Below are 12336 nucleotides of genomic sequence, written 5' to 3'. Positions count from 1 at the left end.
ATTAGGAGAAAAAATATGTTGGACTGCTGAATCAGGTTGAGCAGCAACTTGCATGGTAGGGCTGAATAAGTAATTTAAGCCACAAGCATAGCTTAAAGAACCAGACGGCGTGGATAGATACAACGACGACGCACAAAACAAAAAAGCCCAAGCTTTTACACTTGGGCTTTTTCAGTTTTTGGTCGGAATGAGAGGATTCGAACCTCCGACCCCTTGCACCCCATGCAAGTGCGCTACCAGGCTGCGCCACATTCCGAGAAGGCTGGATTATACCCAGAAACGCCTAAGCTTTCAGAGCTTCGCGCAAATTTAGCAATTGTTCTTTTAAAACTTCGCGATCAATCAAAATTGGCAGCGGTGCATCGCCGGCTGGGCCATTTTTTTCCTGATCCAAACGATTGCGTGCGCCGTTAATGGTGAAACCGTGTTCATAGAGCAGTTCACGAATTCTACGAATGAACAGCACTTCGTGGTGCTGGTAGTAACGTCGATTGCCACGGCGGGTAATCGACTTCAATTGCGTAAATTCTTGCTCCCAATAGCGAAGCACGTGAGTTTTAACGCCACACAATTCAGACACCTCACCAATGGTGAAGTAACGCTTGGCCGGAATGGGTGGCAAGCTGGCTGAGGGTGGCGCTCCGTCTGGATTTACGGTTTTTTGCATTGAGTAATAGGCTTGTACTTAAATAATTTAGTGAAAATTATTCAACCAAAGCTTTAAGTTTCTGGCTGGGATGAAAGGTTACCACTCTACGCGCTGCAATGGGAATTTCTTCGCCAGTTTTTGGGTTTCTACCTGGGCGCTGTGGTTTGTCACGCAGCTGGAAATTGCCGAAACCCGACAATTTGACCGAGTCACCGCCTTCCAAGGTGGTGCGAATTTCATCAAAAAACGCGTCGACGAAATCTTTCGCTTCACGCTTGTTTAAGCCCAAGCTGTCAAACAGCATTTCAGCCAGCTCGGCTTTGGTCAAGGACCCCGATGCCAGACCGTCTTCAATCAGGTCCATGCGGTCGGAGCGGGCTGTCATCTCGTTACTTCGGTCGTCGTTCAACACAAATTGATCCACAGTGAGTTCTACCTATTAACCAAATATTTTTTATCGCAAACGGGCAGCGCAACGCTGGCCGGCTTGCTCAATCATTTTCTTTAACAATGGCTCGATGTCTGCATCGGTCAGGCTACGGTCCGCAGCCTGGAGGGTTAACCTGAACGCCAAACTTTTCTCATTTAGATTCAGACCCTTACCTTCTTCTTTCGGTACGAATTCATCAAAAAGGATAACCGATTTCAGCCATGCAAGGTTGTCATCTTTCACTTCCGTGAAGGCTTTTTTAAGTTGCGCAGCAGCAATCGCCTGATCCACTACAAAGGCCAGGTCGCGAACCACCACGGGTTGCTTGGACACCTCTTTGAATGCAGGCAATTTGCGGGTATTCAGGCCATCCAGCAGCAACTCGAACACAATAGGCGCTTGGGGCAAATCGTATTCTTGTGCCAACTTGGGGTGCAGTTCACCGATAAAACCAATGGGCTGCTTGTTCACCAGTACACGGGCACTGCGGCCTGGGTGCAAGGCTGGGTGGGGGTTGGCGGCATCGAATACTTCAAAATCCACTTTGCGGCCGTGCAGCAGTTGCTCCACGTCGCCTTTCACATCAAAAAAGTCGAGTGCGCGGTTATTGCCAGCAGCCCATTGCAGTTGGTCGGCCAAACCATAGGCCAAGCCGCCCACTTTCCAGGTTTGCTTGAAACCAGCAACCGTCTGTGCACCGTCTTGCACTTTGTCGTCTTTCTCGAACACGCGGGCCACTTCAAACACGCGCAAGCGGTCTACACGGTGGCCCAGGTTGTGTTTCAACACGCCAGCCAAGCTGCCAATCAAGGTAGAGCGCATTACGCTCAAATGGCTTGCAATCGGGTTCAGCAAGCGAACCGGGTTGGTGTTGGCATTGAAATCGGCTTCCCATTGTTCAGGCGTGAAACTGTAGCTAACCACCTCTTGATACCCCAGCGCAGCCACTTGCCGGCGAATGGCATGGCGGCCAATTTTGCCTTCAGCCGCAGGAAGCATTTTCAGCTTGCCCATGGGTGCGCGCAACGGCAGGCTGTCGTAGCCCACTACGCGGATCACTTCTTCAATCAAGTCTTCTTCAATGTTGATGTCAAAGCGGTAGCTGGGCGGGTTGACCACGTAGCGGGTTTCAGTGCCCTGCCCCTCGGTTGAAAACTGAAAACCCAGCTTGGTGAACACATCGTTTACTTGCTCAACAGTGAATGGCATGCCGATCACCATTTCAGCACGCGCATGGCGCAGCGTTACCGGCTTGCGTGCAGGCAAGTTCAGCACTTGGTCTACCACGGGGCCAGCCTGGCCACCGCAAATTTCAAGAATCAAACTGGTAATGCGCTCAATGTGCTCGGGAATTGTTTGGAAGTCCACGCCACGCTCGAAGCGGTGCGATGCATCCGATGAAAAATTGAATTCACGCGCCCGCCCAACAATCGCATCCGGATGCCAAAACGCTGCTTCCACGAAAATATGGGTGGTGCCTTCGTTCACTGCAGTGTGGTCCCCACCCATAATGCCAGCCAGCGCTTCGGGGCCATTGGCATCACAAATCACGCCCATGTGCGGCTTCAGCGTTACTTCCATGTCGTTGAGCAGCTTCAGCTTCTCGCCGTCGCGTGCCCAACGCACGGTAAGGTCGCCCTGCACTTTGTCCAGGTCGAACACATGGCTGGGGCGGCCCAGTTCAAGCATCACGTAGTTGGAAATATCGACCAAGGCGTTCAAGCTGCGCTGGCCTGCGCCTTCAAGGCGATCAACCATCCACTGCGGTGTTTTTGCATTGTTGTTCACACCACGAATAACGCGCCCGGCAAAACGACCGCACAGATCGGTGTTTTCAACTTTCACATTCAGTGTGTCGCCAATGCTTGCGGCCACAGGTGCAAATGAAGGTGCGTTCAGTGCTGCGCCTGTCAGTGCTGCCACTTCACGGGCCACGCCCCACACGCTTAAACAGTCCGCGCGGTTGGGTGTCATTTTCAGGGTGAACTTCATCTCGTTTAATCCGAGAAGTTCACGCACATTGCCACCCACGGGGAAGTCGCTGCTCAGAATGTGAAGGCCATCGACATCGCTGGGCACGCCCAATTCTTTGCCGGAACACAACATGCCGCCGCTTTCAACACCGCGCATTTTGGTGGGCTTGATCTTAAAGCCACCAGGCAACTCGGCACCGGGCAAGGCGCAAGGTACTTTCAGGCCTTCAGCCACATTGGGGGCACCGCACACAATTTGGCGCACATCGCCCTCGGCAACCTGCACTTGGCACACGCTTAAGCGGTCGGCATCGGGGTGCTTGTCTTTTTTAACAACCAAACCCACCACCACGCCAGAAAATTCTGGGGCCAGGGGTTCAAGTTCTTCAACCTCCAAACCCGCCATGGTGAGCTTGTCGCCCAGCTCTTGCGTGTTTAAAGGGGTGTTGACGAGAGACTTCAACCAGGATTCTGTGAATTGCATCTTGAAATATCCAAAACTGGTTTATTTAAATTTAATTGAATTGCTGCAGAAAACGAATGTCGTTTTCATAGAACAGGCGCAGATCGTTGATGCCATAGCGCAGCATGGTCAAACGGTCGGGGCCCACACCAAAGGCAAAGCCCGTATAGGTTTCCGGGTCGATGCCCACATGGCGCAACACATTCGGGTGCACCTGTCCGCAACCGGCAATTTCCAGCCACTTGCCCTTGTTGGGGCCACTGGTGAATGCCATGTCAATTTCCGCAGACGGTTCAGTGAACGGGAAAAACGAGGGGCGAAAACGAATGGTGATGTCGTCGGTTTCGAAAAAGGTTTTCAGGAAATCCATGAACACCGCTTTCAAATCAGCAAAACTGACACCTTCATCGATCCACAAACCTTCAACCTGATGAAACATGGGCGAATGGGTTGCATCGCTGTCTACGCGGTACACGCGGCCCGGCGCAATAATGCGAATGGGCGGCTTGTTGGTTTGCATGTAGCGCACCTGCATGGGCGAGGTGTGCGTGCGCAGCAGGTTACCGCCGGTGCCTTCAACGTAGAAGGTGTCGTGCATGGAACGCGCGGGGTGATTCTCCGGTGTGTTCAATGCGGTGAAGTTGTGAAAATCGGTTTCAATTTCAGGCCCATCGGCCAAATCAAAGCCAATGGTGGTGAAAATTTCTTCAATGCGCTCTAGTGTGCGCATGGCTGGGTGCAAACCGCCGGTGCCACGCATGCGACCAGGCTTGGTGACATCAATGGCCTGTGCCTGCAGCTTGGCTTGCATGGCGGCATCGGCCAGCGCCTGGCGTTTGGCATTCAACACGGCCTCAACCTGCTGCTTAAGCTGGTTGATTTCCGCGCCGCGGGTTTTCTTTTCTTCGGGCGACAGCGCTGCCATGCCTTTGAGCAACTCGGTGACCTTGCCCTGCTTGCCCAAAAACTGGGCCTTGATGTTTTCAAGACTGGCCGGGTCGGTTGCCGATGACATGGCCTGTTCGGCCTCGGTAAGAATGGCTAAAAGCGATGCATCCATGGGTATTGGGTCGATTCTTCTTGAGATTGGAACGGCTTTGCGTAGAGCCCTGAATTGTACCGCCTGAAAACAAAAACGGAGCCCGAGAGCTCCGTTTTGTTTAGTCTTTTCGCCAACTTAAGTGAAAAACCTCAGAGGCAACACTTGTGACAAAAATTTGACTTGGCTGGCGAATTACGCCTGCGCTGCGCGCACTTGACCCACGATGGCAGCGAATGCTGCTTTGTCGGTCACTGCCAAATCAGCCAACACCTTGCGGTCCAGGCCAATTGCAGCTTTCTTCAAGCCATTGATGAACACGCTGTAGGTCATGCCGTGTTCACGCACTGCTGCGTTGATACGGGTGATCCACAGGGCGCGGAATACGCGCTTCTTGTTGCGACGGTCACGGTATGCGTACTGACCAGCACGCATCACCGCTTGCTTGGCAACGCGGAATACATTGTTACGACGACCGCGGAAGCCTTTGGCTTGGGCGATAACTTTTTTGTGACGGGCGCGAGCCGTTACACCACGTTTTACTCTAGGCATTTGACACTCCTCCCGGTTATGCGTAAGGCATCATGTCGCGAACGCGACCGATGTCTGATTTGTGAATCGTTTCCATGCCGCGCAATTGACGCTTGCTTTTGGTCGTTTTCTTGGTGAGGATGTGGCGCTTAAAGGCGTGGCCACGCTTGATCGATCCGCTTGAACGGACCAAGAAACGCTTTGCGGCGCTCTTTTTGGTCTTCATCTTGGGCATCTTGGTGCTCCTATTACTGTTCAATATTGATTGAACCTGCTTGCAGGTGGCTTCGACGAAGCACTTTTCTGACCTGGTGGGCAATTTGTTGCGCTGTGTTTTTACGCACAATGCAGCAAGCCCGCGATTATAACGCGGGTTTGCGAATACTGGCAATCTTTTTGGAAAGTTACGCTTTTTTGCGTGGCGCAATCATCATGACCATTTGGCGGCCTTCCATTTTGGGCATTTGTTCTACCTGACCAATTTCTTCTAGGTCGGTGCGAACACGCTCCAAAAGGCGGGCACCAATGTCTTGGTGAGCCATTTCACGTCCGCGGAAGCGCAATGTCACCTTACACTTGTCGCCGTCTTCCAGAAAACGGGTCAAATTACGCAACTTCACATTGTAATCGCCGTCGTCTGTTCCGGGGCGGAACTTGATTTCCTTGATTTGAACCTGTTTTTGTTTGGATTTGGCCTCAGCAGCTTTCTTTTGCTCTTGGTAACGGAACTTGCCGTAATCCATCAGCTTGGCCACCGGGGGCACCGCTTGGGGTGCAATCTCTACCAAATCTACACCGCCTTCTTCTGCCATCCGCAGCGCGTCTGGTGTTTTAACGATGCCTAATTGCTCACCCTCAATTCCAATGAGGCGCACTTCGGGGATACGAATTTCCTCGTTAATGCGATTTTTCTTTTCTGCTACGATGTCTAGCCTCTTTCTTCTGGTTAAATAAAATCAGGCCCTGCTGTTGATCTCATTCAGCAGGCGCCGAACAAATTCATCAACAGGCAATGAGCCCAGGTTTTCGTTGCCGCGCAAGCGCACAGCAACTTGGTTTGCATCACGTTCCGCATCGCCGATTACAGCGATATACGGGGTTTTCTGCATGGTGTGCTCACGGATTTTACGATTGATCTTTTCATTACGCAAATCCGCCTCCACCCTAATGCCTTGTTTTTTCAACATTTGCACCACATTGTGCGCGTATTCATTGTGCGCCTCAGTAATTGTGGCCACCACCACTTGAACTGGCGACAACCACAGCGGCATGGCGCCTGCATGGTTTTCAATCAGGATACCGATGAAGCGTTCCATGGAACCCACAATGGCGCGGTGTAGCATCACAGGCACTCGGCGGCTGTTGTCTTCGGCCACATATTCAGCACCCAGTCGACCGGGTAACTGGAAGTCCACCTGGATGGTGCCACACTGCCAGGAGCGGCCAATCGAGTCTTTCATGTGGTACTCAATTTTTGGACCGTAAAAGGCACCCTCGCCCGGCAGCTCGGTCCACTGCACGCCACAAGCCTTCAAGGCGGCACGTAGAGAATCTTCGGCTTTGTCCCAGGTTTCATCTGTGCCCAAGCGGGCCTCTGGGCGCAGGGCCAGCTTCACATTGATTTCATTGAAACCGAAATCGGCGTACACCTGCATGGCCACTTGGTTAAAGCGCGTAACTTCTTCTTGAACCTGGTCTTCAGTACAGAAAATGTGACCGTCGTCTTGCGTGAAGCCACGCACTCGCATAATGCCGTGCAAGGCACCGGAGGTTTCATTGCGGTGGCATGCACCAAACTCACCATAGCGCATAGGCAAGTCGCGGTATGAACGCAAATCGCTCTTGAACACCTCGATGTGACCCGGGCAGTTCATCGGCTTTAAGGCGTAGTCGCGCTTTTCCGATTCGGTGGTGAACATGTGTTCTTTGTAGTTGTCCCAATGACCCGACTTTTCCCACAGCTTGCGGTCCAGAATCTGGGGGCAGCGAATTTCCTGGTAATCACCATCCAGATACACTTTGCGCATGTACTGCTCAATCTGCTGCCACAGTGCCCACCCCTTGGGGTGCCAAAACACCAGGCCTGGCGCTTCGTCTTGCATGTGGAACAAATCAAGCTGCTTGCCCAGTTTGCGGTGGTCGCGCTTTTCAGCTTCTTCAAGGCGGTGCAGGTAAGCGGCCAGGTCTTCTTTTTTGGTCCAGGCCGTGCCGTAGATACGCTGCAACATTTCATTGTTGGAGTTGCCGCGCCAGTAAGCACCAGCCACTTTCATCAGTTTGAAATGCTTTAACTTGCCGGTGTTGGGCACGTGGGGGCCACGGCACAAATCGATGAACTTGCCTTCGCGGTACAGAGAAATATTCTCGTTGCTTGGAATACTGGCAATAATTTCCGCTTTGTAATGCTCGCCTTGGTCTTTGAAAAACTGCACGGCATCGTCGCGCACCCACTCTTCGCGGGTAACCACTTCGTCGAGCCTGGCCAGTTCAGCCATTTTTTTCTCGATTGCTTCCAGGTCTTCAGGGGTGAAGGGGCGCTCGTAAGAAAAGTCGTAGTAAAAGCCGTCTTCAATGACCGGGCCAATGGTGACCTGCGCTGTGGGGAACAATTCCTTCACGGCATAGGCCAACAGGTGGGCCGTTGAGTGGCGAATCATGTCCAGCCCTTCCTCGTCCTTTTCAGTGACGATAGAAAGTGAGGAGTCGCTTTCGATGGTGTAGGAGGTATCAACCAGCGTGCCGTTTACCGTGCCGGCCAAGGCGGCTTTCGCCAAACCGGGGCCGATGCTTGCAGCCACTTGGGCGACTGTCACGGGGTGATCGAAAACACGTTCGGATCCGTCAGGCAGGCGGATAACTGGCATATGTACTTCCCTTACGAATGTATAAGCTTGGATTGTTTTTCAGCAACCTTCTATTTTAGCGGCTAGACGCAACAAAGGTGGCTGTGAAGTTGTTGAATGACTACAAAAGCTTGGGGAATTTGATGGTAGGACCGACTGGAATCGAACCAGCGACCTCTGCCATGTCAAGGCAGCGCTCTAACCAGCTGAGCTACGGTCCTAAAGAAGAGTGCGAAATATACACCAGTGCGCTTGCGGGGGCAAGTCCAAACGCGCTTGACAAGACTTCTGACAAGAACTATTGTCATATTCAATTTTTCACGACCTACCTCACCCACAAGGAAAGCAAATGGCCATTAAAGTCAGCCCTCAATCGTTTGAATCCATGCGCAAAGTCATGAACGGCTTCTGGATTGTGGTTCCAGCCTATTTGCTGATTAGCCTGGTCATGCCTTTCCTGTTGGTGCTGGCCGCTTTGTTGCTGGTGGCGCACACGCTGGAATTGCCAATTGCCTTCTTGCGACTGCGCGGCAAAAACTTGCCAACCATGGAAGTGGTGTCAAAAACCCTGCTGTATGGCTTCACCTGGTGGCTGCCGAAAAGCCTGGAAGCAAAATAAAACCAGTCACATTGCTGTTTATGGCTCGGGTTTTTTGTCAAAAAAGAGTCATATAACTGTCACAAGGTAGTCAAATCGAGCGCGTTTAATGGGGCCATGACAAGAACATGGACATTAAAAATGCGCTCGAACCAGTTGAATTTCAAGCAGCAACTTGCCGAACAACTGTTTGCGAAAGCGACAACTGAAGAACATTCCCTCAATGCAGCGGCATCCGCAGTTTCTCAGGGCGCTGACCCGGCTGACCCCGCCCCAGAGGAACAAGGTTCCAACAAATACCGCACCATCTGGATTTCAGACATTCACCTGGGCACGCCCGGTTGCCAGGCCGACGCCCTGCTCCACTTCCTGAAACACAATGAAAGCGACACGCTGTACCTGGTCGGGGACATTATTGACGGCTGGCAATTGCGCAAAAGCTGGTTTTGGCCGCAAAGCCACAACGATGTCATTCAGAAAGTGTTGCGCAAAGCGCGCAAGGGCACGCAAGTGGTGTTTATTCCCGGCAACCACGATGAAGCCGCGCGCCAGTTTGCAGGCATGACCTTTGGCGATATTCCGATTATGGAAAATGCGGTGCACGTCACTGCAGACGGCAAACGTTTGTGGGTAGTGCATGGAGATGAATTTGATCAGGTGGTGCGCTACGCCAAGTGGCTGGCCTACCTGGGCGACACGCTGTACACCTTCGCTTTGACCATGAACCGAATGCTGAACAACATTCGAATCAAGCTGGGTTACCCGTACTGGTCGCTGTCCCAGTTCTTGAAGCAGCAGGTCAAGAACGCGGTGAACTTCATTCTCGAATTTGAACATGCCCTGATACATGAAGCCAAACACCGCGGCTACGACGGTGTTGTGTGTGGCCATATTCACAAAGCCGAGATTAAAGAAGTCGACGGCTTGTTGTACTGCAACGATGGCGACTGGGTGGAAAGCCTGACCGCCCTGGTTGAACACCCTTGCGGCAAACTGGACATTGTTCACTGGCCACACCGTGACCTGCCGGTTCGCAAACAAAAAGCGCTTGCGCACACAGCAGCGGAGTGAACCACCATGCGAATTCTGATAGCAACTGATGCCTGGGCACCACAAGTCAACGGTGTGGTACAAACGCTCAGCCAGGTGGTGGCACAGCTCACTGCCCGCGGCCACGACGTGCGGGTGATTCACCCTGGTTTGTTCAAAACCATTCCTTGCCCCACCTACCCTGAAATTCGCTTGGCCCTGTGGCCTTTCACCCGCCTGCGCACTGAACTCGACCAGTTTAAACCGCATGCCGTGCACATTGTGACCGAAGGGCCCATCGGCTTGGCCATGCGTTTGCTGGCCCATGGCCGCAAGTTGCCCTTTACCACGGCGTACCACACGCAGTTTCCCGAGTATGTCAAAGCGAGGTCGGGCATTCCCATTCGCTTTACTGCCGCACTGTTGCGGTGGTTCCACAAGCCCTCCCGCGCAGTCATGGTGCCCACCCAATCAGTAATCACCACATTGAAAAATCGTGGTTTATCCAACTGCGTGCTGTGGCAACGGGGTGTGGATTTGAAACGCTTCAATCCCGATCAATCGGCCGCCAGCAAGCACCTAAGTTACAGCCCGCGCGATTTGCCTCAAGATGACGCGCAACAAGTAGAACTGCTGCGTCGACTGAATGAATTCACGGAGGAAAAACCGGTGTTTCTGTACGCGGGTCGAGTGGCTGTGGAAAAAAACCTGGAGGCTTTTTTAAGTCTTGAATTGCCCGGCGAGAAGTGGATTGCTGGTGATGGACCTGCCCGCAAGGCGCTTCAAAGGCAGTTTCCCGAGGCCAAGTGGTTTGGCATGTTGAACCATGCTGCCTTGTCTGAATTGTACAAACGTGCTGACGTGTTTGTCTTTCCCAGCCTGACCGACACGTTTGGATTGGTGCTGCTTGAGGCCATGGCCAGTGGCTGCCCCGTGGCGGCGTTCCCCGTGAACGGCCCGCTGGATGTAGTAGGCAGTTCCGGTGCTGGCGTGCTGGACTGGAACCTGAAAACAGCCGCCATGGCCGCATTGAGAATTGAACGAAACGCGCCACTGAAACACGCCAGCACGTTTACCTGGGAAAACTGTGCTGAGCAGTTTCAAGGTTATTTGGCCCCAATTGGACTGGGCAACCTTGCTCCCAAGAAGCTGCCGGGCAACCCCAAACCTTTGTCCAACCGCCCCTGAAGTCGATTGCCCTGTGAATTGCCTATAATAGGCACAAAATGAAAACTCAAAACCTATTCTCGGGAGCAATACAAATTGGGATTCCTAGCCGGTAAAAAAATTCTGATCACAGGCCTGCTGTCAAACCGTTCAATTGCCTACGGTATTGCCAAGGCCTGCCACGCGCAGGGCGCAGAACTAGCCTTCACTTATCAAACCGAGCGCTTCATTGACCGCGTGACCGACATGGCGGCCGAGTTTGATTCCAAACTGGTGTTTCCCTTGGATGTAGCCGAGGACGCGCAAATTGAAAACCTGTTTGCGGAGCTTGGCAAACACTGGGATGGGCTGGATGGTTTGGTACACGCGATTGGCTTTGCCCCGCGCGAAGCCATTGCAGGTGATTTTCTGGAAGGTATTTCACGCGAAGCTTTCAGAATTGCGCACGACATTTCTGCCTACAGTTTCCCCGCATTGGCCAAAGCAGCCTACCCCATGATGCAAGGTCGCGAAGGTGCCTTGCTCACACTTAGCTACCTGGGTTCTGTGCGCATGGTGCCCAACTACAACACCATGGGCTTGGCCAAGGCGTCGCTGGAAGCATCGGTTCGCTACCTGGCTGAATCGCTGGGCCCCAAGGGCATTCGTGTGAATGGTATTTCAGCTGGCCCCATCAAAACACTGGCTGCGGCGGGTATCAAAGGTTTCAGCAAAATTTTGCATGCTGTGGAAGAAGCCGCACCACTTCGCCGCAATGTGACCATTGATGATGTGGGCAACACCGCTGCCTTCATGCTGTCTGATTTGGCACGTGGCATTACCGCCGAAATTACCTATGTGGATGCTGGCTACAGCACAGTGGTAGGCGGCATGGCAGAATAAGGAATGTGATTCCTTAAACGTTTCACCACAGGGCGGTAATTCGGGTGAACCAACAGCTTGCAAGTTCAACAACCCTCGCAGTGGCGGGGGTTTCTAAAACACTCGGTGGAGTCAAACTGTTCACCGAGGTCAATCTACAATTGCAACAGGGACAGTCCCTGGCTGTCATTGGTGAATCGGGCTCAGGCAAATCCACCCTGCTTCACCTGATGGCCGGGCTGGACAAGCCCGACACGGGCGAGGTGTACTGGGCGGGCACTGCAATTCATACCCTGAGCACCAATCAAATTGCTGCCAAGCGGCTTCGGCATGTGGGCCTGGTGTTTCAAGCCTATTACCTGATGCCACATTTAACCGCCCAACAAAACATTGAACTGCCGTTTTTGCTGGCCAGTGAAAAGCCCGATCATTCACGCTGCATGCAATTGCTTGAACAAGTGGGCATGGCGCACAAAGCAGGCAGCTACCCACGCGAAATGTCGGGCGGAGAACAACAGCGTGTTGCCATTGCACGCGCGCTGGCTTTGAACCCACCACTGATTCTTGCAGACGAACCCACAGGCAACCTGGACGAAGACAATGCCGAACGTGTATTGCAAGTGTTGCTGGAAGCCTGTTCAGCACAGGGTTGCGCCCTGGTCATGGTGACCCATTCTGCCAAAGCAGCCAGCCATTTAAACCATCGACTGAATTTGGCAGATCACCACTTGGCCGAATTCAACAAGGCTTAAA

At 52.8% G+C, this 12336-nt stretch carries 13 protein-coding genes and 2 tRNA genes; 5 read left to right on the top strand and 10 right to left on the bottom strand.

What is annotated here, in order from left to right:
• Positions 1-179: 179 nt before the first annotated feature.
• The 10 genes from FCS97_RS10795 to FCS97_RS10750 form a co-directional block, all read right to left on the bottom strand.
• Positions 180-256, bottom strand: a tRNA-Pro gene (locus FCS97_RS10795).
• A gap of 27 nt (positions 257-283) precedes the next feature.
• A complete protein-coding gene (locus FCS97_RS10790) occupies positions 284-667 on the bottom strand; it encodes a MerR family transcriptional regulator (RefSeq protein WP_138518433.1) in 384 nt (127 codons plus the stop codon).
• Between the two features lie 37 nt (positions 668-704).
• Positions 705-1058, bottom strand: a complete 354-nt coding sequence (locus tag FCS97_RS10785; RefSeq protein WP_371717251.1) for an integration host factor subunit alpha — start codon at positions 1056-1058, stop codon at positions 705-707.
• A 45-nt stretch (positions 1059-1103) separates the two neighbouring features.
• Positions 1104-3536, bottom strand: a complete 2433-nt coding sequence (gene pheT / locus FCS97_RS10780; RefSeq protein ID WP_138518431.1) for a phenylalanine--tRNA ligase subunit beta — start codon at positions 3534-3536, stop codon at positions 1104-1106.
• Between the two features lie 31 nt (positions 3537-3567).
• Entirely contained in the window at positions 3568-4530 is a 963-nt protein-coding gene (pheS, locus tag FCS97_RS10775) for a phenylalanine--tRNA ligase subunit alpha (protein WP_369745970.1), read from the bottom strand.
• A gap of 219 nt (positions 4531-4749) precedes the next feature.
• Positions 4750-5106: a 50S ribosomal protein L20 gene (rplT, locus tag FCS97_RS10770; protein ID WP_008249959.1), complete on the bottom strand. Its 357-nt coding sequence runs from the start codon at positions 5104-5106 to the stop codon at positions 4750-4752.
• 16 nt (positions 5107-5122) lie between these two features.
• Positions 5123-5320, bottom strand: coding sequence for a 50S ribosomal protein L35 (rpmI, locus tag FCS97_RS10765; RefSeq protein WP_105029855.1), 198 nt, complete (start codon positions 5318-5320; stop codon positions 5123-5125).
• A gap of 169 nt (positions 5321-5489) precedes the next feature.
• Positions 5490-6011, bottom strand: coding sequence for a translation initiation factor IF-3 (infC, locus tag FCS97_RS10760; protein ID WP_083797136.1), 522 nt, complete (start codon positions 6009-6011; stop codon positions 5490-5492).
• Between the two features lie 30 nt (positions 6012-6041).
• Positions 6042-7949: a threonine--tRNA ligase gene (gene thrS, locus FCS97_RS10755; RefSeq protein WP_138518430.1), complete on the bottom strand. Its 1908-nt coding sequence runs from the start codon at positions 7947-7949 to the stop codon at positions 6042-6044.
• A gap of 123 nt (positions 7950-8072) precedes the next feature.
• Positions 8073-8149, bottom strand: a tRNA-Val gene (locus FCS97_RS10750).
• A 128-nt stretch (positions 8150-8277) separates the two neighbouring features.
• Between FCS97_RS10750 and FCS97_RS10745 the strand changes: the two genes are divergently transcribed.
• From FCS97_RS10745 to FCS97_RS10725, 5 genes are all read left to right on the top strand, one after another.
• The gene (locus FCS97_RS10745; RefSeq protein ID WP_008249951.1) at positions 8278-8547 is read left to right on the top strand and encodes a hypothetical protein; all 270 of its coding nucleotides are present in this window, start codon (positions 8278-8280) and stop codon (positions 8545-8547) included.
• A gap of 120 nt (positions 8548-8667) precedes the next feature.
• On the top strand, positions 8668-9597 hold the full coding sequence (locus FCS97_RS10740) for a UDP-2,3-diacylglucosamine diphosphatase (RefSeq protein WP_138518429.1): 930 nt from the start codon (positions 8668-8670) through the stop codon (positions 9595-9597).
• Between the two features lie 6 nt (positions 9598-9603).
• Positions 9604-10743, top strand: coding sequence for a glycosyltransferase family 4 protein (locus FCS97_RS10735; protein ID WP_138518428.1), 1140 nt, complete (start codon positions 9604-9606; stop codon positions 10741-10743).
• Between the two features lie 75 nt (positions 10744-10818).
• The gene (fabI, locus tag FCS97_RS10730; protein ID WP_138518427.1) at positions 10819-11604 is read left to right on the top strand and encodes an enoyl-ACP reductase FabI; all 786 of its coding nucleotides are present in this window, start codon (positions 10819-10821) and stop codon (positions 11602-11604) included.
• 44 nt (positions 11605-11648) lie between these two features.
• Positions 11649-12335, top strand: a complete 687-nt coding sequence (locus tag FCS97_RS10725; protein ID WP_171035274.1) for an ABC transporter ATP-binding protein — start codon at positions 11649-11651, stop codon at positions 12333-12335.
• The last annotated feature ends 1 nt before the right edge of the window (position 12336 follow it).

The sequence above is a fragment of the Limnobacter alexandrii genome (assembly GCF_005871185.1).
GTDB classification, from domain to species: domain Bacteria; phylum Pseudomonadota; class Gammaproteobacteria; order Burkholderiales; family Burkholderiaceae_B; genus Limnobacter; species Limnobacter alexandrii.
This window is presented reverse-complemented; position numbering and strand designations above follow the sequence as displayed.